The sequence below is a fragment of the Loigolactobacillus backii genome (genome assembly GCF_003946275.1).
Classification (GTDB): domain Bacteria; phylum Bacillota; class Bacilli; order Lactobacillales; family Lactobacillaceae; genus Loigolactobacillus; species Loigolactobacillus backii.
This window is the reverse complement of the sequence record NZ_RHNQ01000011.1, coordinates 23,230-46,064: the sequence shown is the minus strand read 5'-3', so window position 1 is coordinate 46,064 and position 22,835 is coordinate 23,230. Positions and strand designations below refer to the sequence as shown.

The window sequence follows — 22,835 nt, the reverse complement described above, 5'->3', positions numbered from 1 at the left end:
CTTTCAACTAAAAATTGAACTGGCAATTTTAGTCTATAATTTAGGATTTTTTAATTTTGTGACGAACTAGCACCACGCGTGTAAAAATACAATAGCTTATCTCAATTGGTTAGTAAATTCTCACAAATTGCGCTCATTTTTTTGAAAATCCCCGTTTATTTAACAAATATTTGACGATACAACAAAAATTTAGCCGGTTGCCATCACCATAATAATGCAACACGAAGATCTGGATACAGCAGAGGGGCTGGAAGTCCAGCCCCTCCTTAAATATTTTGACATAGTCGTTAACCAAAAGGCAAGTTCTTACTGTAAATCTTAAACTTTACTATGGTTTAACTATGACTAGCCGTTTTAATAAATGCTTTGTACAAGCCCTCTGGACGAGTTGGGCGGGAAATAAATTCCGGATGATACTGACAAGCAACAAAGAAGTCATTTTGTGGTAATTCAACGATTTCAACCAAACGATCATCAGGTGAAACCCCTGAGAAAACTAAACCTTTGTCAGCCAATAGCTGGCGGTATTTGTTGTTAAATTCATAACGGTGGCGATGACGTTCTTGGATTTCGGGAACATTATTATATGCCTGTGCCGCAACTGAACCTGGTTTTAACTTACAAGGATATAGACCTAAACGTAAAGTGCCGCCAAGGTTTTCTTCCGCGTTTTGATCAGGCATTAAATCAATAACGGGTTCCGTTGAATCAGGACGCGTTTCGGATGAGCCGGCATCCTTTAGACCAGCAACATTCCGGGCAAATTCAACGCAGGCCATTTGCATGCCTAAACAGATACCTAAAAATGGTAGATTATTTTCCCGGGCGTATTTGATTGACGCAATTTTACCTTCCAAGCCACGGTCGCCAAAACCACCAGGAACCAATAAGCCATCGGCATCTTTTAAGATGGACGCAACATTATCGTCATTAACGTTTTCAGCGTTAATCCGCTCAACTTGAACATCAGTATCAAAGGCATAGCCAGCGTGTTCTAATGCCTCAACAACTGAAATATACGCATCTTTTAATTCAACATATTTACCAACTAAAGCAATTTTAGTTGTCTTCTTTAAATTATGAACTTTATCATTCAGTGCACTCCAAGCGGACATATCGGCCTTTGGCGCCGTCATCTTAAAATGTTTTAAAACAATATCATCCATGTTTTGTGCCTGTAAATTAAGCGGAATTTGATAAAGTGTATCAACATCTAAGGATTCGATAACAGCCTCAGGGTCAACATCACAGAATAAAGCAATTTTATTACGCATTTCTTGCGTAATTGGTTTTTCAGAACGAACAACCAAAACGTCTGGTTGAACCCCCATCCCCCGTAATTCATTAACCGAATGCTGGGTAGGTTTAGTTTTCATTTCACCAGCCGCCCGTAAATAAGGAATCAATGTCGCATGGACGTACAAAACATTATCGCGACCAACATCGGCCTTCATCTGCCGAATTGCTTCAATGAAAGGTAGGGATTCAATATCACCGACTGTCCCACCAATTTCGGTAATGATAATATCTGAATCAGTTGTTGTTGCTGCCCGCATAATTTTTTCCTTTAAAGCATCAGTAATATGCGGGATTACCTGAACCGTGGCGCCTAAATAATCGCCATTACGTTCTTTTTGTAAAACTTCACTGTAGATCTTACCAGTAGTCACGTTAGAATATTGATTTAAATCTTCATCAATAAAACGCTCGTAGTGACCAAGATCAAGATCAGTTTCGGCACCATCATCAGTAACAAAAACTTCCCCGTGTTGGTATGGATTCATCGTGCCGGGATCAATGTTGATGTAAGGATCAAATTTTTGAATCGTTACTTTCAAACCTCTGTTTTTTAGAAGACGTCCAAGTGAAGCTGCTACAATACCTTTACCTAGTGAAGAAACAACGCCGCCTGTTACAAAGATATACTTGGTCATATCAAAACTCCTTTAATTTTTTCTGCGGGATCCACAAACCCGGTTTTTACCAAAAAACAAAAATAAGCTCCCTATTCAAATGAACAGGGAGCTTACTAACCGTTCCGTTGGCTTTACAGATAAGACCTGTAAAGCGCCCAAGCAATATAATACATGGAAATCAAAATAGCGTCAAGTCCAAAGTGTTAAAAATGGGCATGTTTATCAAAAAATGACGGGTGGGACAAAAGTCTGGACACACGTTCTAGAGTAATAAAAGCGGCTAGGAATTTTATCCCAGCCGCTTATTGTTTCCGGATATTACGCTAGAACATGCGCCAAAAGTCTGGACCAAAACCGACTTTTGTCCCACTCCCTCGTCTATCTTTACTTAATTATTCATCATCATCGTCGTCATCTGTATCATCGTCATCAGCACTGAAGTCAGCTGAATCCGAATCATCATCCGCATCAACGTTGAATTCAGATAATTCACCTTCCATACCGTCTGGGAGGCCAGTATCTGCATCATCATCGTCAGCGTCAACATCATCAAGATCAGACGTTAAATGCTTTGGTGTAACTGCTGCATCAGTTGCATCATCATTGTCAACGTATTCAGCCTCATCATCGAGGTCAGAATCGTCATCTTCTGGATCATCATTATTATAATCGATTACATCATCGTCATCATTGACGTCAGCAAGAAAGGCGTTAACCTTCTTACGCCGCTTACGTTGTGGCTGATCTTCATCATCTTCTGGATGATTCACTTCTTCATCGACTGAATCGAATGGGTACCATGAACGTAGACCCCAAACGTTTTCGCCCAACGAAATAAAGCTGCCATCAACGTTTAAATCCGTATAGAATTGTGATAAACGGTCTCTAACCTCAGCATCAGTCTCACCAAGATAACCTTGAATAGCATTTACTAAATCGGCAAATGGTAAGACATCACCCTTTTGCTCTAAAATAGCATGTGCCACTTCGATCATTGATAATTCATTTTTCTTTTGTCCTTTAAAAACGTCGAGTTCCAACAGGTACACGTCCTTTCAGCAGTCTAACCGATAGCATACACTCTTTTATTAAAATTAGCAAGTCAAACACGTTTACATTAGTTCTTCCAGAAAAACATCAACAATACTCTCTTTAAACACTCTAAGCAGTGAAAACCAACCGCAGCCGATAATCACCTAAATGTTCATTTTGAGCAAATAATTGGTACTCAATGTAGATTTCACCAGATACTGGCTGTTCTTTAACCCGAATATTCAACCGCGGCGTAATTGTCTCAATTGGAATAGTGCCGTATGGGGTTTGGTAGTGAGCCACTAAGCGTGTATTACGACTAAAACGTAGATGTAACTGTTGGCCACTTTCTCGATCACCACGAGTTAGCTTAACGTCACCTTCAGGCTCCACCTTAAGTGTGACTGGAATTAAGGAACCATCATCCTCAGAAGTTTCCTTATAGCGAATATATAATGTTTGACCCATTTTTACCAGTTGGCCGGCTTCATCAAAAACGTGTTGCGTTTCTTCATCATCTTGAGTTACAAATGTTTCTAGATGAATTGCAATTGGTAAACCAGTTGATAAATCCATGACTTATAACCTTCTTTATTTAGACTTTGTGAATATTATAAGTCATTTAACAACCTTTGCCAAAGAAAGCTAACCTTTATTAATAAATGCTTAAAGCCAAATTTATTCTAGACAGGTATAATGAAAACAAAGATCAATCAAAGGAGTTATTCAAATGTCTTATCGTAACCAACTACTAAAAAGAGAAAAGGTTTTTCGCGATCCTGTTCACAATTATATTCACATCCAACACCGTGTCATTCTAGATTTAATAGATACTAAGGAATTTCAACGCTTACGCCGGATTAAGCAATTGGGAACGGCCTCATTTACCTTTCATGGTGCTGAACATAGTCGCTTTGGTCACTCACTTGGTGTTTACGAAATTGCCCGCCAAATCTGTGATAATTTTGCCCGCAATTTTCCTAGCCAAGAACCTGGTGATGGGCTGTGGGACGACTCAGAACGCTTAGTCGTTTTATGCGCCGCTTTACTTCACGATATTGGCCATGGCCCCTATTCACATACTTTTGAACATATTTTTCACACTAATCATGAGCAAATTACTGTAGCCATCCTGACTTCTCCAGAAACTGAAGTTAACCACGTTTTGCGCCGAGTTAGCCCAGATTTTCCCGAACAAGTAGCCAGCGTCATCACACATGACTACCCTAATCCACAAGTTGTCCAAATGATCTCAAGCCAAATCGACGCCGATCGGATGGATTATCTATTGCGGGATGCTTACCACACTGGAACTGAATACGGTAAGTTTGACCTCACCCGCATCTTACGGGTCATGCAGCCTTACAAGGATGGAATCACCTTCTCAATGGAAGGGATGCACGCAGTTGAGGACTACATCCTTAGTCGCTTCCAGATGTATATGCAAGTCTACTTTCACCCTGTTTCTCGTTCCATGGAAGTTATCTTAGAACATTTACTCAAACGGGCTAAATTACTTTATGATCGTCATGCTCTAAGTGAAAGCTTTATTCCGCACCTATTAGTTCCATTTCTTGAAGATGATTTCACCTTAGCGGATTATCTAAAATTAGATGATGGGGTGCTAACCACTTACTTTATTCATTGGCAGGATTCCAGTGACCCAATTCTCAGTGATTTAGCCTACCGCTTTTTAAATCGGCGCCCATTAAAATCGGCGCAAGTAACTGAGGACACCAAGGATTTAGTCCCAATTTTGCAAAAGAAGGTCGCCGCCGTCGGTTATGACGCTAATTATTACACTGCAATCAACAATAGTTTTGACTTGCCTTATGATGCGTACAATCCAAAAGCAGCCAATCCAAAGACCCAAATTGAGATTAGTCAACCCGATGGTAGCTTGATTGAATTATCAACCTTAAGTGATATTGTTGCGGCAATCAGCGGTAAATTTACTGGTGATGAGCGCTTCTTCTTTCCCAAAGAAATGTTGGCAGAAACAACTGATAATCTCTTTGCTGAGACCTATGACAGTTTTCAACAACATATCTTAAATGGTACCCTAATCCACACTTCAGATTAGAACGTGTCCTTGAAAGTGTTTCTAGGGCGCTGAAGCCATTGTCTAATTGCCCAGCGGTGAGTTGGTCGTTTTAGCTTTTGCTGCGCCTCTTTAACTGGCATCCAAGAAATCCGATTAAAGTCGCCTTCCAAGGGTTCCTGAATTTTCACAAAATTTTTGCCAGAATAAAAGTGGGCCGGATGATAATAGCCACTGTGCCGAAAAGTTGAATAGAAGTATTCACTAGCCGCACCCAGATAACAATTAATGGTGATAGTACCGCCAACTTCTTCAATGAGTTCCCGCGAAATAGTTGCAATATCATCTTCGCCGGCTTCAATACCGCCGCCAGGAAGTAAAAATGTTTTATTCGGTGGTGATACGACAAGAATATTTTCTTCACTTACATCAGGGATAACAATATACGCACCAATTCGTTTTTTATACTGAATTGCCGGGTCTTTTTTTCCAAAAACAATCTCCGGTGCCATGATCAAGCCTCCTTAATGTTCTAGTGTCCATTTTTACATTACTAAAGCTATTTAATTGTTCTCATTATAACTAACTCACTTCTACTTGGGAAGATTACTCACCCAAATGATAATCATTAATTAAGAAGTATTTCAAAAAAACGTGGTGTCCCCGAGCAACTATTAGCTGTTCGAGCACACCACTTTTTTTTGACCATAATCTTATTTTCAGATCGCGTTTACTTTAATTGTTTAATTGCCAACATTAATTCTGGACTGTAATCGTTTCTGATCACCGTATTAATACCTTGCTTCTTTAAAACATCAAAGAAGGCCAATTGGCGATTGCGTGAACTAGCTGCGTAACGGCTATCATCCTCAAGTGCCTGATAAGGAATCAAATTAACGTAAGCCAAATGATGAATATCTTTTAGTAGGTTAACTAGTTGTAAGGCATCTTCCGGCTGATCGTTGACGTCTTTCAGCATTACATATTGGAACGTAATCCGCCGGTTAGTCCGATCAACGTAAAAGTGAACCGCGTTAAATAGCCTATCCAAACTCCAGTCCCGGTTGGTTGGTACCAAGCGACTGCGCAAATCATTACTAGGTGCATTTAAAGTGATTGCCAAGTTAACTTGAAGGTCAACGTTAGCAAACCTTTGAATCTTATCAGCTAACCCATTAGTCGTCACCGTCATGTGGCGGGCACCAATTTCAAGCCCCGCCTGATCGTTAACAATTTTTAGAAAGCCTAGCACACTTGTAAGATCTGCCAGTGGTTCCTGACCGATCACCATAATATGGCTAATTCGTTCGTCAGTTTCCTTTTCATCCAGATAATGTTGCAAAGTTACTACCTGAGCAACTAATTCGCCAGTGGACAAATTACGTTCATCATCGTCATCAGCCTGGCTAGCAACATAAGCGGACAAGCCATAATCATGGTGCATTAAAGTCGTTGTAATATTAGCGCCATCGGCCAATTGAAATGAATAATCAGTTGCTGCCTGTTGTTCCTTTTCTTTCACCAGCGTTAGTGGGTTAAATGAAAAGTTCTCCGTTAATTTAGCTATTGTCGCCTTTGACAAATTTGTCATGGCTTCAAAACTAGCGGCCCGCTTATTATAAAGCCAATCCCAGGTTTGAGTTGCCCGGAATTTTTTTTCACCGGCATCAAGGAACCACTGAAGAAGTTCTTTCTTAGTTAAGCCGTAAATGGTTGTTTTTATCATTTTTATATTTTCCTCACTTTTTAAAAGTCTACGCTTCATACTAATCTATGTTGAGTTAGCTTTCAAGCCAACCTCTGCTGAACGACAGAAATCGCCATTGAAATTAAGCAAAAATTTTGTGCTGCTGTTATCTATTTGTATAATAGAGATAGGTTCCATATAAGATAATTGTTATCCAAGGAGGGCAAGTATGTTAAAAGAATTTCGTGATTTTATTATGCGCGGTAACATAATGGACTTAGCAGTTGGGGTTATTATAGGTGGTGCCTTTACTACCATTGTCAAATCACTGACAACTAACTTGATCAACCCAATTTTAGCATTAGTCGTTGGTAAAGTAGATTTATCCAGTTGGGTCGTTAACGTTGGCCAAACCGAATTCAAAGTTGGTTCATTTTTGAACGACGTTATTAACTTCATCATCATTGCCTTTATTGTTTTCTTATTAATAAAGGCTCTGAAACGTGTACAAACAATGTCCGGCCATGAGAAACAAGAAGAAACAATCGAACCAACTCAAGAAGAACTTTATTTAAAAGAAATTCGCGATCTTTTAGCCAGTAAAACAACAACTAGTGGCACGCCTGGTGTCACACCAGACAAAACTGAATGAACTAGCAAAATCGTTAAAGCACAGAAATTATAAAGCATCCACTTTTTACGAAGAACTAGAGCGTGTTTGAAAAAGCGTTCAGATTCTGAAGTCTAGCCTAAACAGACGAATCACCTTTTCCAAACATGGTTCCACTAAATTGGCCGAAGAGAAACTAATGAAGTCATTTTCCAAACACAACCTAAACTCAGTAAAAAAGTTGTCGTGACGAGGCTGGGACAAAAGTCCTGGCCTTTTACTATTTCCGAGTATTACTCCAGAACATGGACCAAAAGTCTGGGTTCACATGCCAAACCAACTTTTGTTCCACTCCTATGCCTCCGGCTTTTCTTCGGTTCTAACTATTAGGCCATATTTTGTAAACTAGTTTAATTACCTAAGTAAAAATCCACCAACGATAAGCAACGAAAGGCTGATAACTAAATGCCACCAACGATTCATAGCAACTAAAGCAACGTATTCCCGCAAAGTCCCCCACAATAGATAATTAGGTGGTGTAGGTGCACTCACCAATTGACAGGAAATACGTAATCGGCGGGCGTATAATCCAGTTCGAAAAATATGAAAATTACTAGTTATTATTGTTAAATCACCGGAAATCAACTGCCTGGTATAACTAAGATTTTCCAAAGTTGACGTTGCCTTTACCTCTTGAATAATTCGCTTACTAGGAATTTTATGCCGCTGCAAATACTCGGCCATCGCGGCGGCCTCTGTACGTGGTTCATCGCTGCCCTGTCCACCAGAAACAATAATTTTAGGTTTAATGGTAAGTTGCTGGTATAGCCGAACCGCCCGATCTAACCGCCACTGTAAAACTTGCGAAACATAGCCATCACGGCGTAACCCTGAGCCCAGAACCAATAGGTATGGTGTTGCCGGCCTTTTAAACGAAATAATATCCAGTAACGTCCCCGCAAGGTAGGCGACAAACCCAACAGCAAAATAGCCAATAATCAACCACGATAGCTTTACGCCGACTGAATTGGTAAAACTAAAAATAATCGTCACAATTAACCAACAACCAGCACTAAATAACAAACAACGTTGAAGTTTGCTTAAATGCAAACGGTAACTTAAAAATAGCATGCCACAACCAATTGCGCCAACACTTAAATAACTGACTATGCGAATTAACGCTAGACCGCCATTTTTAAAAAAAGGTGGACTAGCCGCATACCCCATCCAGATCAAGCAACCACCAATTAAAACCACAAGATAGCCATTAAGCAGGAGGCGACGATCATACCAAGTTAAACCAAGCAATAAAATAATCGAAATAATTAACCACCTTAGTAACACATTCTCTCCTCCTTAATCACTAACTCACCATTACTATATTAACGCTAAGGAACGCCTGGAAAAGCGTTCACACTAAATTAATCAGGTAAGTACTAGTAAAGAAATTTCCCAAACCCGACCAAGGCAAAAATTAGGGTTTTAAATTTAGTTTTAGAAAAGCGTGGAACGAAAATTAATTTTCGTTCCACGCTTACCGTTACTTTTATTTAATTACTTAGAGCGTACCTTAAACCTATTTTTACATAGTCTCGCATGTACTTAACACACGCTCCAAACCAAGTCACGCTTGCAAATTACTTTTGCTAGTATTTACTAAATGATTTGGCCTAAACATACTCTGAATCTAAACGTTTTTCCAAACACTCGCTAAGCGTCTTTATGAAATTTATTCTCAAATAATGGACTAACTGGCTTATTTTCGTGAATACGTTTAATCGCATCACCCATCAATGGGCCAACTGAAATTTGGACAACTTTATCAATTAATTTTTCTTTTGGTAATTGAATTGAATCCGTCACAACTAATTGCTTAATTGCGGAATCAGAAATTCGTTGAATCGCTGGACCAGAAAGAACGGGGTGTGTGGCGCTGGCATAAACTTCGGTTGCACCAGCATCCATCAAAGCTTGGGCACCTAAAGTAATCGTGCCGGCCGTATCAATCATATCGTCAATCAGGATACACTTCTTACCCTTAACGTCACCAATAATGTTCATTACTTCAGCAACGTTAGCTCGTGGACGGCGTTTGTCAATAATTGCTAATGGCGCCTTTAAAAATTCAGCTAGCTTACGTGCCCGCGTTACGCCACCATGATCAGGTGAAACAACAACGGCATCCTTATCAACACCATGTGTTAAGAAGTAGTCAGCAATCAAGGGCGCTCCCATCAAATGATCAACTGGAATATTGAAAAATCCTTGAATCTGTGCCGCATGTAAATCTAAAGCTAAAATTCGCGTGGCTCCGGCCATTTCTAACATATTGGCAACAAGCTTAGCCGTAATTGGTTCCCGGGAACGTGTTTTACGATCCTGCCGAGCATAACCATAATAAGGAATAACAACATTGATTGAAGCAGCCGATGCGCGGCGTAATGCATCAATCATAACCATCAATTCCATTAGGTTATCATTAACTGGTGCCGATGTTGATTGTATAACGTAGACTTGATCACCACGAATACTTTCTTCAATGTTGATCCGAATCTCACCATCACTAAACTTAGTAACAGTTGTTTTGCCTAATTCAACACCAACTTCTTGCGCAATCTTCTCCGCTAATGGCTTATTAGAATTCAAAGCAAAGATTTTTAGCTTCGGATCAAAATAATGTTCTGACATAAGAGCCTCCATTTATAATTTTAGTGCGCTTCAACAAATCACCAAATAATTCACTGTTTATCGAGTAAAACACTCAGTTCCAATGATATTCAATTTACAACAACAAATCAAGCGTCAGTTAAAAAACTAATATTATTTTCATGAAAGCCTAATTTTCTGGCTCATGTGGTAATTTATCCCAGTAATTTGGTTTGTTCACCTGTCGGGCACGAGCAATGGCCATATCATGAAAATCAACATCGGCCGTAATCGTTGATCCAGCCGCAATAAAGGCGTGATCGGCAACCTTAACCGGCGCCACAATATTCGCGTTACTACCAACAAATGCCCAGTCACCAACGTCTGTGTGGTGTTTATCCAAGCCATCATAATTAACAAAGACAACGCCGCAGCCAACGTTGATGTGTTGACCCAAAGTTGCGTCGCCAACGTAAGTGAGGTGCCCGACCTTCGTGTAAGCGCCAATCTGAGCATTTTTAACTTCACAAAAGTTCCCAATATGAACGTATTCGCCAATTTCTGAGTTAGGCCGAAGATGACTCATTGGGCCAATATTACTGTGGGCATGCATAACCGATTTTTCAATTGTTGAACTGGTTATCGTCACGTCAGCACCAATCTTAGCGTCACGTAATTCTGAGTGTGAACCAACGTAGCAATCTTCACCGATTTCTGTTTGTCCTTTTAACAATACACCGGCCTCAATTGTTGTGTCGGCACCAATCTTAACCCCAACATCAATCCGCGTCGTTGTAGGATCAATTAGCGTGACACCATTGGCCATATGTTCGGCGTTGATCCGGCGCTGCATCACCCGTGTTGCGTTAGCAAGCGCTCCCCGGGTATTGACGCCCATGGATTCTTCAAAATCTTTCATTTTAAAAGCCGAAACAATTTCACCTTTTTGCTTCAAAATTCCAATAACATCGGTTAAATAATACTCACCTTGGGCGTTGTCATTACCAACCTCATGCAATGCAGCAAATAATGTTTTGTTGTCAAAGCAATAAACACCGGTATTAATTTCATTAATTGCTGCTTCTTCTTTACTAGCGTCCTTTTGTTCAACAATCTTTTCAACAACACCTAAATCATTCCGAATAATCCGGCCATAGCCAGTTGGATCATCCGCAACTGCGGTTAAAACAGTTGCCTTAGCACCCTTTTCTTTATGGTACTCAAAGAGTTGCTCAAAAGTCTTGGCAGTGAGCAGCGGTGTATCACCACTGACGACTAGGGTCATACCATCTAGATCGCCTAACACTGGTTCCCCGCGCAATACAGCATCGCCAGAACCTTTTTGTTCTGCCTGTAAAACGTACTCAGTTCGTTTGCCTAACACCGCTTCAACTTCACCGGCACCATGGCCAACAATCGTAACCACTTTGTCCGGATTAATCTGCTCAACCTGCGTTAAAACGTGATCTACCATTGGCCGACCACAAACTGGGTGCAATACTTTGGCTAACTTTGATTTCATGCGCGTACCCTGACCAGCCGCAAGAATTATTGTGTACCGAGACATCATTAAAAACGCTCCATTCTTATCCAATTCATTATTTTACTTCTTTATCATATCCTAGAAAAATTAAAGCAACAAGGTACTAGGTCAAACTTATTGATTTTTAATAGCCGGGTACCAAATTAATGTAAAGGTGCTTCGGTGCCGTAATTTTATCTTCCTCTGGTACAACAAGATTATAGTGACTTGGCTGGTATTTTTGATCAAGGTATTTCTTAGTTAAAAAAATTAGCTGATCAATTGCTGCCTTTTGCTTCGGACTTAGCTTAACAAAATTCTCAACGTGTGCCTTAGGAATAATTAACATATCACCTTTTGCTCGTGGCTTATCCGAAAAAAAGGCACCGGCTAGTTTATTTTCTAAAACAAAATCTTCCCTTTGACAATAAGTACAATCCATGGGCCTCAAACCCCCTTAATTTAATAATTAATCTATAACTCCTAATATAAACGTAAATTCAATTAAAACTAGCTTTGTTACACAAAAGTAATTTTAAAATACGATCAAGCGTGTGTTTGAAAATAAGCTTCAGATGAGAATGTTCTTTATTTCGTAGCGGACGGCTCCTCCAGTCAGTTATAATAATTGACTGGAGGAGCCTTCAGGTACACACGGCTCATACTTAGGAAGTGTTTGAAAAAGCACCAGGTTCCGGGCATTACTGACAATGTCGATTGGACTTGGATAAACCAAAGTCTGAAGCGCAACCTAAGGCGCTAATAATTTTGATGTTCAGACGTTGTCCGTTCAACTACTACTTCGCAAGTATGGCTAGTTATTTGCAAATAACTTTTGCTGCCTCGAATGTTATCTATTCTTGTGGCAAAATTCGCCAAGGAGCACAGTTACAAAGTCCATAACTGCTCGCGACTAAGTTCGTTTCGGTCACCACAGGAATCTGCTTTTCAAACACGGTTACACCAAATTAGTCAGGGAAATACTAGTTAAAGCATTTTTCAAACATAGCCTAGGGAATACCAATAATGGCTCAACCTTACTTGGCAATTGCAATAGACAACGTCATTGATAGGTGTGCGCCTGGTTCGCCAAAAATAGCTATTAAAAGTTGGGAGGTATTAGAAGTAGTGCAGAAAAAGACGCTAAGTTTAAAATGGCTACTATTAGGATCGCTAATCACCAACACTGGGATTAGTTTTATTTGGCCACTAACAACAATTTACATGCATGAATACTTGCACGAAAGTTTAACTACGGCCGGAATTGTTTTATTTGCCGATTCATTATTTATGATCATCGGTAATTACCTTGGTGGCCTTTTATTCGATCGCTGGAATCGTTACTACACGACGCTTTGTGGTATTAGCTTGGCTACGATCGCCACCGGTTTTTTGATCTTCTTCCACGGTTGGCCTGCCTACCCACTATTTCTAATTTTATCTGGTTTGGGAAACGGAATCGTGGCCACTTGCATTAATTCTTTTGCAACGGTTGTGGCCGGACGACCAGCTAGCTATGTCTTTAACCTTTTATACTTTACAAATAACTTAGGCCTTGTCCTAGGAACGTTGATAGTTGGTTTCATTTTACCCTATGGTATTACCTACATTTTCGTCTTAGCGTTCAGTTTATTCGCGCTATTTTTAATTGTTGCCGCCATTACCTACCGCGTTGATCCAATTAAGAACCCAATTAATAGGGCAAAGGCCGCAACTCAAGTACTCAATCGACGCAGTCAACACCAAATCTTTTTGCTATTATTTACCTTATTCGTTACTTGGGTGGCCTACGAACAGTGGCAAAGCAATATTGCCGCCTACATGGTTGCCCACCAAATGACCGTTAAAGATTACAGCCTTCTTTGGACATTTAACGCCGTCTTAATTGTTTTATTACAGCCAATTTTAACTTATTTCGATCAGTTTTTACTAAAGCATTTACACGGTAGAATGTACCTTGGGTTTACACTCTTTGCATCGTCTTTTGCCTTACTTTTAATCGCCAAATCATACCACCTTTTTATTTTAGCAATGGGCGTCTTAACGATTGGCGAAATACTAGCACTACCTGCTGTTTCGACCTACGTTGATCAACGTGTGACCTTAAGCCAAAAGGGACGTTACCAAGGTCTTGTCAACGTCTTTGCTTCGGCGGGCCGCGCAGTTGGTCCTTTAGTTGGTGCCACAATTATTGAATCTAGCTCCTACCAACTAGTCTTCCTACTTTGTGTGTGCAGTATATTACTGGCCACTGTGTTCTTTGCCTTGGGTAATCGAACAACCGGCGAAAAGCAAACAAATAACCAATAATATCCGCAAAAAAACGACCAGCAAATATCTCGCTAAAAGCGTAGATACTTGCTGGTCATTTTTATCGATTCTGTGTTGTAACGGTACTAATTTGTTTAGTATGACTTAATCGTTCATAAATTAACCGATCATTATGAAACAACATACTCACTAAAACGTGAACACAAAAGACGGCGGCCAAGATAGCCATTACCAAAGTTAGCAATAAATAAAAATCGACCTGGCGGTAAGGTGCATGTAATGCCGCCCGGGCCATTCTTGGAAACCAGTAAACAAACACCGGTAAAATTCCCAGGTAAAGAACGCTTTGGCGGACTAACAATTGACCTACCGTAATACTAGTTGCCTTGGCCTTATTACTCACCATTTGAATTCGGACGAACCATTTTCCAATTGTCATTCCATTAGTAAGTAACGGAATTAAGACAAAATAACCAAGTACCATCACAATGTAGATACCAGTTAGATATTGTCTCAGTCCAAAAATACCTAGCAGCCGGTGAACAGCGACAACACTAGTAACCGTGGCCATTAAAACAATACCCCAATCAATAATAAAGGCAATAAACCGACGGGTATAACTTACCCGTTTTCCCTTTTTTGAATCAGCAATACTCATATCTGAATACGATGGGAATAGCTTAATAAAAATTGGTGCTAAGAAATAGCCCAAGATGCCACCTAATGTGTTTATTAATAAATCATCAACGTCGAATAGCCGATAAGGCCGGACGTACAAACCATATAAACCAGTTAACTGCGTGGTTTCAAAAAATAACGTTAAACAAAAGGATAGTAAAATCGTCTGTTTTAACGAACGTTGAAAGTAATAACGTAGGTAAATGCCAAAGGGAATCGTTAGTACAAGGTTAAAAAACGGTTGTGTGAATCCTGGTTGCTTTAGGGCCGGTAAATAAGTGCTTGGGTGTAATGGCTGTAATACTGTGTTATCAAAGAATTGGCGAAACACCATTAACGGCTGTAAGTTATACTTTGGCGTGGTTAACAGCGCCACACTTGTCCGTGTTGGCAATGGTAAAATAATTAGAAAATAGGCCGACAATAAATAAAAGACAAATGTATACAGCACAAAAGCACGCCAAAAAGTTAACGCACCGTAACGCCGATACTGTAATACCAAGAACGGTATTGTAATAACCAACGCAAGCGGTGGAAAAACAAGTAAAGCCATTTTAATGGGAAACAAATAGCTGGCCACTTAATCACCCTCAAACTTTTTAATGTTTAAATGCGCGTTGTAAATAATTACCCGCCTTAACGTGGATAGTATCACTCTGACTGTTTACTTTATCTACTGATAATAACGCAGTGTAATCATCAATCGCCCGTGGACCATCAAAGGTTGATTCAGCAAATACGGTTATACCAACTAATTCAGCTTCAAATTCCGTAATCAGGCTGCGCATACCGTTAACTGTACCGCCACCCTTCATAAAGTCATCCACAACCAGTACTCGTGCGCCACGCGGTAGACTACGTTTCGATAATTCCATCTTTTCAACACGTTCTGATGAACCAGAAACGTAATTGACACTTACCGTTGAACCTTCCGTAATTTTTGAATCCCGTCGAACGATAACAAAAGGAACATTTAAGTACATTGAAACGCTTTGAGCAATGGGCACGCCCTTAGTCGCAACTGTCATAACTGCATCAATCTTTTGATCGACATACTGCGTGGCGATTAGACGTCCAACTTGGCGCAACACTTCTGGTTGTCCAAGTAAATCGGACAAATAAACGTAACCACCAGGTAACAAACGACTTTGTTCAGCCAAACGCACTGTCATTTCAGTAATAAATTGTTTTGCTTCTTCTTCACTAATTGTCGGAATAAAACGGACACCACCTGCGGCCCCAGGTACCGTTTCAAGAATCCCTGTCCCCCGTGTTGCAAAGGTTCGGCGGATAATGCCTAAATCTTCACTTATCGATGATTTTGCAGATTCGTAGCGCTTTGCAAAGAAAGTTAGCGGAATCAACGTATGCGGTCTTTCCAGTAAGTAATGAGTAATATCAATCAACCGTTCACTTCTTCTGATCTTCATAAGTACACCTCAATTTTCATTTTCAAAAAGTTTGCTTACTCATTATAAAGATATTATTCTTAAAAAACTAGCGATTTACCCAAATTAGCCTAAATTGTTCGGAAATAATTAGAAATCAACCGAAATTTGAATTAAAAAGAAGCAGTAAGACCATTTAATCCCATCAATGTTTTAATGTAAGGAGTGAACTAGGTAAACCTCCTGGCAAAAACCGCGCATACTGTTGTAAATGTGTTGGGCCCAAATTGTTTATTACATAAGCTAAAAATAGTTGAGCTACTACCGACATCGACCCCAAATTGGCGTATTTTGGCCGCCGCCTTCTCCGTAATCATTGCTTTGCCCCAAGCCGTTTTTAATTTGTTTCTTATTATACTGATTTTTCAGTAAATAAAAAGAGCAAAAAAAATAAGCAACAGCAGTCGCTAATCTAGGCCAAACAACCTAACAGACTGCAATATCACTCACTTAAATTTTTATTTACGATGCAACGTTTTGCTTATCATCATCGAACTTGATTTCAATAGACTTTGTAAGAAGATCCGCATAGCTATATGAAACACGTTCAAAAGAATTTTCTTCTTGATCTAAGTCTACAACAAATACTGCAGGATAAGTTTCGTGAAGAATTCCTTTTCGCTTAGTGATTTTCTTGCGTCCAGCCTGCGCAACGACCATCATTTTTTGTCCGACTTTGCTATCGAGATTTTCCTTAATGCTCGCTAGTGTAATTGGCATTCGTTTCACCTCTTCTTAAGATGAATATTAGTATAACACGATTTTACAAAATTTGCAATTATACCACAAGCCGTTTTTCGTTGCAACTTAAATATCCCAATGAATTTTCTAGTAGCAGTTACAAATTTATTGCGTTTGCCAAACGGACAAAGTCAGTAATGCTTAATTGTTCAGCACGCTTACCAGGACTAATATCAACCGCCGTTAAGGCCGCCGTCAAGTGCTCACGGGTAGATTCATCCTTCCCATAGAGCGCCAGTAAATTATTCCACAAACTCTTACGCCGTTTAGCAAAGCTCCCTTTGACCAATCGTGAAAAAGCCTTAAAGTCATTAGCACTTTCCGTACAATCTGTTCGCTTGGTTAGTGAAACGATCGCCGAATCAACATTAGGTTGTGGTACAAAAACTGTCTTTGGCACAATATGGGCAATATCAACCTGCATTCGGTACTGAACGGCAACCGTTAATGAGCCATAAACCTTGTTTCCCGAATCAGCGGCCAAACGTTCCGCAACCTCACGCTGCATCATTACCACAATTTGTGTGAAATCCAAATCACTGTCTAATAACCGCAATAAAATAGGCGTCGTGATGTAATACGGTAAATTAGCAACTACCTTAATTTGGTGCTTTCCATCCAAATGGTCACGAACGAGTGTCGCCAAATCACTTTTTAATACATCCTGATTAATCACCGTTACATTTTTATAGGCGGCTAACGTATCCGCTAAAATCGGAATCAAACGTTGATCAATTTCTAGCGCGAGAACCTCATGAGCACGTTGCGCCAATTGTTCAGTTAGGCTACCGATTCCTGGTCCAATTTCAATGACATCATCCGTCGTAGTTAAATCGGCCGTAGTAATAATTTCATTTAAAATTGCTGGTTCAGTTAAAAAGTTTTGGCCAAGACTTTTTTTAAACGATAAACCATAAGTATCTAAAATCTCCCGCGTACGACTGCGAGTGCCGATCGGCCGTTCATCCTCTGCCATTATTTTCCTCCTAAGTTCTATTTAGTCTATTTTGCATCAAGCCGCAAAATCCTATTTCCGGAGGATGTCCATTCTTCTAGCACGAAAACCGTGCACGCGAAACATGGCCCTCCTAAGTTCTATTTGGTCTATTTTTGTTCACTTAAATCACTATCTTTTTGAACTTGTTTCATCGCGGCCGCAAACTCGGCTTCACTAATCTGAAATAACTGTAGCCGTTTATATAGTTGTTTGCTGTTGGTATAACCAATTTGTAAAATATTTCCCAGCCGTTGCCGTCGATCCTTTGCGTTCGGACCTGCCGTCAATCCCATTGCCTGTAAGACCTGCCGCGAAATAATGGGCTTAGCAGTAGTTGGCATTTGCGTATATAAATGCGCTAAAGCGTGCTTAATGGCTTTGTTGCCAGCATGTTCAACCCCTAAGCTACTTTTATGTTTTTCCGGCTGAGCTTGCCCTTGAGACAAAAAGGCGTGTTTGATACCAGGAACCTGAGCCGAAATCGTTTTACGGATTTTTTCTCCAGGCGAATCAGGATCGGTAAACACAATCACACCGCGCCGCTTTTGGGCCGTGGCAATAGCAGTCAACGTGGCGTCACTAATTTCTGAGCCATTGGTTTCTATCGTATCAGAATTTACAACCTGCTGTAGGCGCCGTGTATCATCACGTCCCTCAACTACAATAATTTCTTTGATTTTTTCCTCAACCATTGGCCACTACTCCAAAAAATCGGCTTGCGTTACGGTAACTTTGCGCGGCCACTGTGGTAACTTCCTCTTGCCGTAATTTTGCAATTGCTTCAACAACGTAGCGTGTGTACCCCGGTTGATTTTGTTCGCCACGATGTGGTTCTGGTGTTAAATATGGGGCATCCGTCTCAACTAAAAAGCGATCAGCCGGTACTAATTTAGCGGACTCGTGTACTTCAGGTGCATTTTTAAAACTAACAACGCCACTAAAAGAAATCATTAAACCAAGATCGAGAAATTTTTGTAACCATTCGGCGTTACCATTAAAGCTATGCATAACTCCGCCAATATCTCGAATATCGGCCGCTTTTAAAATTCGGTAGGTATCTTCAAAAGCATCCCGTGTGTGGATTGAAATTGGTAAGTGTAACGTCTTAGCAAGTTCAATTTGGCGAGTAAAAATTGCTCGTTGTTGTTCATGATGCTCCTTATCCCAATGGTAATCTAGGCCAATCTCACCTAGGGCGACCACTCTGTCATCCTGGAGTTGTGTCACTAAATGATCCTCAACTTGCTGATTATAAGTTAACGCCTCTTCTGGGTGCCAACCAATCACGGCGTATAAGTTGGCGTACTGATGTGCCAAATCAAGTGCTCCTTGATTCAAGGTTGCGTCAGAGCCGACAATTGCCATTTTTGTCACGCCTAGATCTTGAGCACGCTTGATATATTCTGGTACTTTCCCAGCAAACGCTTGATCATTTAAATGTGTGTGTGAATCAAATATCTGCATTTTTTATCTCTCTTTCTAGAACAAAAAAAGAATAGCCGCCATTTTAAATAAGTTTTCTTCAGTATAAAAGCACTGACGTGGTTCTGCAAATTCTATTCCACAACCAAATCCAGTTTACTGATCACTCTTCAAAATAGCTGCTATTCTTCCTAATTAACTAATTAATGCACCGGCGGGAATCGACTCGCTAATCGTTATTAATTGAACCTTACCTTCATGCTCAGCCGAAAGTAACATGCCTTGGCTCAGCTGACCGCGCATTTTACGTGGTTTCAAATTAGCAACGATTATTACGTGCTTACCTACGAGCTTTTCAAAGTCAGGATAGTATTCGGCAATTCCTGATAAAATTTGCCGATCTTGATTATCCCCAGCGTCCAAGCGAAATTGTAATAATTTATCGGCGCCTTCAACTTTTTGGACTTGCTTAATTACCGCAACTTTAAGTTCATTTTTATCAAAATCATCAATTTTGATCTTGCTCTTGGTTAGATTCAATTCCGTTGTTGCGGGATCCCAATTGGCGGTCTTTGCTACTGAACGATCTTTTTTGTTGGTACCAACCGTCTTTTTCATCTGTTCTTGAATATAGGCAACTTCAGCGTCCATATCCAATCGTGGGAAAATCGGTGTTCCCTTAGCAACAACCTTAGTGTTTGCTGGGAAATTGCCGTAAACTAACTTTTTCGCTGTATCATCGGCAAAATCTAAGCCTAATTGCTGGAACATTTCCTTTGGTGCATGCGTCATAACCGGTTGCAATAGCAAAGCAACTATCCGTAAAGTTTCCGCCAAATGAACAAGAATACTATCTAAGGCAGGTTTCTGGGTTGGATCCTTAGCTAATTTCCACGGCTCTGTTTCATCAATATATTTATTAGCCCGACTAATTAAACGCCAGACTTCATCTAAGGCATCCGAAAAATGCAGCGCAGTCATGTTGTCATCGTATTTCTGCAACACTTCATTAGCAGTCTTAGTCAGATCGGCATCAAAATCAGTCCCGTTATCCACCCAAGCCGGAACTTGACCATCATCATACTTGTTGATCATAGCAATCGTACGGTTAAGTAAATTACCTAAATCATTGGCCAAATCATAATTAATCCGCGCAACAAAATCTTCCGGCGTGAAAACACCATCATTGCCAAACGGAATTGCTCGCATCAAATAATAACGCAAAGCATCAAGCCCATAACGTTCAACTAACATTTCTGGATAAACAACGTTACCCTTAGATTTAGACATTTTACCGTCCTTCATCATCAACCAACCATGGCCAAAGATTTTCTTTGGTAACGGTAAACCAAGGGCCATTAAAATAATGGGCCAATAAATTGTGTGAAAACGAACAATTTCTTTACCAACTAATTGAACGTCAGCCGGCCAATACTTCTTAAACAAGTGATCATCAGGGGTCCCGTAACCTAAAGCCGTTATATAGTTTAATAAGGCGTCGACCCAAACATAAACCACGTGCTTATCGTTACTCTTGATTGGCACTCCCCAATTAAAAGTTGTCCGTGACATTGCCAAGTCTTCCAGCCCCGGTTCGATAAAGTTCTTCAACATTTCCTTTTTACGTGAAACTGGTTGAATAAAATCAGGATGCTCATCGTAATACTTAACTAACCGATCAGCGTACTTGCTCATTTTGAAGAAATAAGACTCTTCTTTAACTAGCTGAACTTCATGGCCACTTGGTGCTTTACCACCAATAACCTTACCAGCAGCATCCCGGTAAACCTCGGCCAACTGTGATTCTGTGAAGTATTCTTCATCAGAAACCGAATACCAGCCCACGTACTCACCTAGATAAACATCACCTTGCTTAATCAACTGTTCAACAATATTTTGAACGGCCTTAACGTGGTAGTCATCGGTTGTTCGGATAAATTTATCATTAGAAATTTCTAGTAATTTCCACAACTTTTTAACGTCGGCCGCCATGCTGTCAACGTATTCCTGGGGACTAATATTCATTTCCTCTGCTTTTTGTTCAATTTTTAGACCATGTTCATCTGTGCCGGTTAAATAAAAGACATCATACCCCTGTAATCGCTTATAACGTGCCAAAACATCACACGCAATCGTTGTGTATGAATTACCAATATGCAGCCGTCCGGATGGATAATAAATTGGTGATGTGATATAAAATGTTGGTTTCTTTTCTGTTGTTGCCATATAATCTAACTCCCTTAATTCAGTTTAATGAGCGTTGTGCACAAATGAGCGCAAGCCATACTAACCCGCCGTTTTAAACGTTAGGGCCTTTTCAAAAGTATACCATAAAAGACTCTGCGTCATCACGCTATCTTCGTGGTGTTACCTGCCGAAAGGCGCAATTCATAACATGATCGTTAATCAGCCCAGCAGCCTGAATAAATGAGTAAGTTGTTACCGGGCCCATAAATTTAAAACCACGTTGCTTCAAGTCTTTAGCAATTTGCTGGGATAATTCATTTTTAGCCGGTAATTCCCTTGCATCAGTAATCTGATGCTCAATTGGCTGGTTGGCAACAAATTGCCAAAGATAATTAGCAAAGCTGCCCTGTTGCCTTTGGATTGTTAAAAAAGATTGAGCATTGATTACTGTTGCTTCTAGCTTACGGCGATTACGAATAATTGCTGGATCAAGCATGGCCGAATCAATTTCTGCTACCGACATTTGAGCAACAACCTGCGGATCATAGTCATGAAAATACTGATGAAAGGCCACTCGCTTCCGTAATACAATTAACCAACTTAAACCAGCCTGGTACGTTTCCATACAAAGTAATTCAAACAGTGTTCGGTCATTATGGGTTGGTCGACACCACTCTTGATCATGATAAGCCTGCAACAAAGGATCAGCTTCTGCCCAAGTGCAACGTTGAATCGTCATGCTCATTCTCCTTTTTTAATCTAAAATAAATCAATTTGCTGGGGATTGAGGCCTGTAAACTCTAGCCCTAATAGTTTTTTCAAGGTTAAGGCGTTACCTGCGGCATCGCCACCAGAATTATTATTAAAAATAACACAAATTTCCTTGGTTGTGGCCGCCAAACGCTGAATATCTGGCACCAGCGCTTGTAATTCACTTTCACGGTAGCGATAAAGTGTTCGCTGACTACGCCAATTACGATCCTGATTTGCCCAGCCACTAAAATTGCGACCGTGCAACCGAAAAACTGCTAAATCGTCATTAGTTGCCACTGGATAGTACGGAACACTACCCGCCGGCGTTTGTGGTTCATCCACAATAACGTGACTATACGCAAACTGCCTTAATAAATTTAAAGTTCGTTTTAAATAAATTTCTTCATACCAAGTCTTATTCCGAAATTCAACGGCTAACGGCAGATCAGGTAAAAACTGGCGAACCTGTTGCAAATACAAAATATTTTCTCTAGAAACCCCAAAGTACGGTGGAAATTGTAGCAAGATCGTCTTGAGCTTTCCGGCTTCAACAAGTGGTTGGCTATTGTCCTTAAATTGCTGAAATACGGCTTCAACACTTGGTGCCCCAGTCTCTTGATAATCACGATGGCGCGTCATAACCTGATTGGCCTTAACAATAAATTGAAACTGTTCCGGCGTCTCTTGCGCCCATTTAGCAAAAGAACTTTGTCGCGGAATTCCGTAAAATGGCGTATCTAGTTCAACACAGGGTAGAAATTCACTATACTCTGGTAACGTTAACTTACGTGACTGATCGGCGCCCATTAAGCTGCCGTGTTCCGTCCACGTTGTTAAACCAATCGTAATCACGGCAACATCCTCCAATTCCAAAATCATACTTT

21 protein-coding genes are annotated in these 22,835 nt (G+C 40.3%); 3 read left to right on the top strand and 18 right to left on the bottom strand.

The annotated features are described in order from the left end of the window. Positions 1-335: 335 nt before the first annotated feature. The 3 genes from EKM61_RS03585 to EKM61_RS03575 form a co-directional block, all read right to left on the bottom strand. Positions 336-1,934, bottom strand: a complete 1,599-nt coding sequence (locus EKM61_RS03585; RefSeq protein ID WP_068225568.1) for a CTP synthase — start codon at positions 1,932-1,934, stop codon at positions 336-338. A 374-nt stretch (positions 1,935-2,308) separates the two neighbouring features. Then, a complete protein-coding gene (rpoE, locus tag EKM61_RS03580; protein WP_068225569.1) occupies positions 2,309-2,956 on the bottom strand; it encodes a DNA-directed RNA polymerase subunit delta in 648 nt (215 codons plus the stop codon). Between the two features lie 121 nt (positions 2,957-3,077). Further along, the gene (locus EKM61_RS03575; RefSeq protein ID WP_068225570.1) at positions 3,078-3,524 is read right to left on the bottom strand and encodes a DUF1934 domain-containing protein; all 447 of its coding nucleotides are present in this window, start codon (positions 3,522-3,524) and stop codon (positions 3,078-3,080) included. Positions 3,525-3,678: 154 nt separating this feature from the next. On the opposite strand from EKM61_RS03575, the gene EKM61_RS03570 reads away from it, so the two are divergent. Beyond that, positions 3,679-5,031, top strand: a complete 1,353-nt coding sequence (locus EKM61_RS03570) for an HD domain-containing protein (protein ID WP_068225571.1) — start codon at positions 3,679-3,681, stop codon at positions 5,029-5,031. On the opposite strand, the gene EKM61_RS03565 is transcribed toward EKM61_RS03570, so the two are convergent. Next, positions 5,028-5,501 carry an NUDIX hydrolase gene (locus EKM61_RS03565; RefSeq protein ID WP_068225572.1) on the bottom strand — a complete coding sequence of 158 codons (474 nt, stop codon included), beginning with the start codon at positions 5,499-5,501 and terminating at the stop codon, positions 5,028-5,030. The two genes, EKM61_RS03570 and EKM61_RS03565, sit on opposite strands and share 4 nt — an antisense overlap. A 218-nt stretch (positions 5,502-5,719) precedes the next feature. Continuing rightward, positions 5,720-6,715 (bottom strand): 23S rRNA (adenine(2503)-C(2))-methyltransferase RlmN, encoded by a 996-nt coding sequence (gene rlmN / locus EKM61_RS03560; protein ID WP_068225573.1) that lies wholly within the window; start codon positions 6,713-6,715, stop codon positions 5,720-5,722. 190 nt (positions 6,716-6,905) lie between these two features. On the opposite strand from rlmN, the gene mscL reads away from it, so the two are divergent. Then, the gene (gene mscL, locus EKM61_RS03555; protein WP_068225574.1) at positions 6,906-7,328 is read left to right on the top strand and encodes a large-conductance mechanosensitive channel protein MscL; all 423 of its coding nucleotides are present in this window, start codon (positions 6,906-6,908) and stop codon (positions 7,326-7,328) included. A gap of 372 nt (positions 7,329-7,700) precedes the next feature. Here mscL and EKM61_RS03550 read toward each other — a convergent pair whose 3' ends face one another. The 4 genes from EKM61_RS03550 to EKM61_RS03535 all read right to left on the bottom strand — a co-directional run bounded on the left by EKM61_RS03550 (position 7,701) and on the right by EKM61_RS03535 (position 11,896). Beyond that, entirely contained in the window at positions 7,701-8,630 is a 930-nt protein-coding gene (locus EKM61_RS03550; RefSeq protein ID WP_068225575.1) for a YdcF family protein, read from the bottom strand. Between the two features lie 366 nt (positions 8,631-8,996). Continuing rightward, positions 8,997-9,974 (bottom strand): ribose-phosphate diphosphokinase, encoded by a 978-nt coding sequence (locus EKM61_RS03545; RefSeq protein WP_068377067.1) that lies wholly within the window; start codon positions 9,972-9,974, stop codon positions 8,997-8,999. Between the two features lie 148 nt (positions 9,975-10,122). Beyond that, positions 10,123-11,502, bottom strand: a complete 1,380-nt coding sequence (glmU, locus tag EKM61_RS03540) for a bifunctional UDP-N-acetylglucosamine diphosphorylase/glucosamine-1-phosphate N-acetyltransferase GlmU (RefSeq protein ID WP_068225577.1) — start codon at positions 11,500-11,502, stop codon at positions 10,123-10,125. Between the two features lie 97 nt (positions 11,503-11,599). Continuing rightward, positions 11,600-11,896 carry an HIT family protein gene (locus tag EKM61_RS03535; protein ID WP_068225578.1) on the bottom strand — a complete coding sequence of 99 codons (297 nt, stop codon included), beginning with the start codon at positions 11,894-11,896 and terminating at the stop codon, positions 11,600-11,602. A gap of 686 nt (positions 11,897-12,582) precedes the next feature. Between EKM61_RS03535 and EKM61_RS03530 the strand changes: the two genes are divergently transcribed. Then, positions 12,583-13,764, top strand: a complete 1,182-nt coding sequence (locus EKM61_RS03530) for an MDR family MFS transporter (protein ID WP_068225579.1) — start codon at positions 12,583-12,585, stop codon at positions 13,762-13,764. A gap of 61 nt (positions 13,765-13,825) precedes the next feature. On the opposite strand, the gene EKM61_RS03525 is transcribed toward EKM61_RS03530, so the two are convergent. The 9 genes from EKM61_RS03525 to EKM61_RS03485 all read right to left on the bottom strand — a co-directional run bounded on the left by EKM61_RS03525 (position 13,826) and on the right by EKM61_RS03485 (position 22,803). Beyond that, a complete protein-coding gene (locus EKM61_RS03525) occupies positions 13,826-14,983 on the bottom strand; it encodes a VanZ family protein (RefSeq protein WP_068225580.1) in 1,158 nt (385 codons plus the stop codon). Between the two features lie 19 nt (positions 14,984-15,002). Then, on the bottom strand, positions 15,003-15,833 hold the full coding sequence (gene purR / locus EKM61_RS03520; RefSeq protein WP_068225581.1) for a pur operon repressor: 831 nt from the start codon (positions 15,831-15,833) through the stop codon (positions 15,003-15,005). A 480-nt stretch (positions 15,834-16,313) separates the two neighbouring features. Next, positions 16,314-16,571, bottom strand: coding sequence for a Veg family protein (locus EKM61_RS03515; RefSeq protein ID WP_068225582.1), 258 nt, complete (start codon positions 16,569-16,571; stop codon positions 16,314-16,316). 118 nt (positions 16,572-16,689) lie between these two features. Then, on the bottom strand, positions 16,690-17,568 hold the full coding sequence (gene rsmA, locus EKM61_RS03510) for a 16S rRNA (adenine(1518)-N(6)/adenine(1519)-N(6))-dimethyltransferase RsmA (protein WP_068225583.1): 879 nt from the start codon (positions 17,566-17,568) through the stop codon (positions 16,690-16,692). Between the two features lie 128 nt (positions 17,569-17,696). Then, positions 17,697-18,281: a ribonuclease M5 gene (gene rnmV / locus EKM61_RS03505; RefSeq protein ID WP_068225584.1), complete on the bottom strand. Its 585-nt coding sequence runs from the start codon at positions 18,279-18,281 to the stop codon at positions 17,697-17,699. Then, positions 18,274-19,053, bottom strand: a complete 780-nt coding sequence (locus tag EKM61_RS03500; RefSeq protein WP_068225585.1) for a TatD family hydrolase — start codon at positions 19,051-19,053, stop codon at positions 18,274-18,276. The genes rnmV and EKM61_RS03500 overlap by 8 nt, the downstream gene beginning before the upstream one ends. Before the next feature lie 153 nt (positions 19,054-19,206). Continuing rightward, positions 19,207-21,237 (bottom strand): methionine--tRNA ligase, encoded by a 2,031-nt coding sequence (metG, locus tag EKM61_RS03495; protein ID WP_125636156.1) that lies wholly within the window; start codon positions 21,235-21,237, stop codon positions 19,207-19,209. A 127-nt stretch (positions 21,238-21,364) separates the two neighbouring features. After that, complete coding sequence (locus EKM61_RS03490; protein WP_068225587.1) at positions 21,365-21,937, bottom strand: DNA-3-methyladenine glycosylase I; 573 nt, start codon at positions 21,935-21,937, stop codon at positions 21,365-21,367. Between the two features lie 20 nt (positions 21,938-21,957). Beyond that, positions 21,958-22,803, bottom strand: a complete 846-nt coding sequence (locus tag EKM61_RS03485; protein WP_068225588.1) for a DUF72 domain-containing protein — start codon at positions 22,801-22,803, stop codon at positions 21,958-21,960. Positions 22,804-22,835: the final 32 nt, after the last annotated feature.

Coding starts and splice junctions, on each gene's coding strand:
- mscL (WP_068225574.1), top strand. CDS start 6,906: ATGTTAAAAGAATTTCGTGATTTTATTATGCGCGGTAACATAATGGAC.
- EKM61_RS03535 (WP_068225578.1), bottom strand. CDS start 11,896: ATGGATTGTACTTATTGTCAAAGGGAAGATTTTGTTTTAGAAAATAAA.
- rnmV (WP_068225584.1), bottom strand. CDS start 18,281: ATGGTTGAGGAAAAAATCAAAGAAATTATTGTAGTTGAGGGACGTGAT.
- EKM61_RS03515 (WP_068225582.1), bottom strand. CDS start 16,571: ATGCCAATTACACTAGCGAGCATTAAGGAAAATCTCGATAGCAAAGTC.
- EKM61_RS03585 (WP_068225568.1), bottom strand. CDS start 1,934: ATGACCAAGTATATCTTTGTAACAGGCGGCGTTGTTTCTTCACTAGGT.
- EKM61_RS03545 (WP_068377067.1), bottom strand. CDS start 9,974: ATGTCAGAACATTATTTTGATCCGAAGCTAAAAATCTTTGCTTTGAAT.
- glmU (WP_068225577.1), bottom strand. CDS start 11,502: ATGATGTCTCGGTACACAATAATTCTTGCGGCTGGTCAGGGTACGCGC.
- EKM61_RS03570 (WP_068225571.1), top strand. CDS start 3,679: ATGTCTTATCGTAACCAACTACTAAAAAGAGAAAAGGTTTTTCGCGAT.
- EKM61_RS03500 (WP_068225585.1), bottom strand. CDS start 19,053: ATGCAGATATTTGATTCACACACACATTTAAATGATCAAGCGTTTGCT.
- EKM61_RS03565 (WP_068225572.1), bottom strand. CDS start 5,501: ATGGCACCGGAGATTGTTTTTGGAAAAAAAGACCCGGCAATTCAGTAT.
- rlmN (WP_068225573.1), bottom strand. CDS start 6,715: ATGATAAAAACAACCATTTACGGCTTAACTAAGAAAGAACTTCTTCAG.
- EKM61_RS03490 (WP_068225587.1), bottom strand. CDS start 21,937: ATGACGATTCAACGTTGCACTTGGGCAGAAGCTGATCCTTTGTTGCAG.
- metG (WP_125636156.1), bottom strand. CDS start 21,237: ATGGCAACAACAGAAAAGAAACCAACATTTTATATCACATCACCAATT.
- purR (WP_068225581.1), bottom strand. CDS start 15,833: ATGAAGATCAGAAGAAGTGAACGGTTGATTGATATTACTCATTACTTA.
- EKM61_RS03575 (WP_068225570.1), bottom strand. CDS start 3,524: ATGGATTTATCAACTGGTTTACCAATTGCAATTCATCTAGAAACATTT.
- rsmA (WP_068225583.1), bottom strand. CDS start 17,568: ATGGCAGAGGATGAACGGCCGATCGGCACTCGCAGTCGTACGCGGGAG.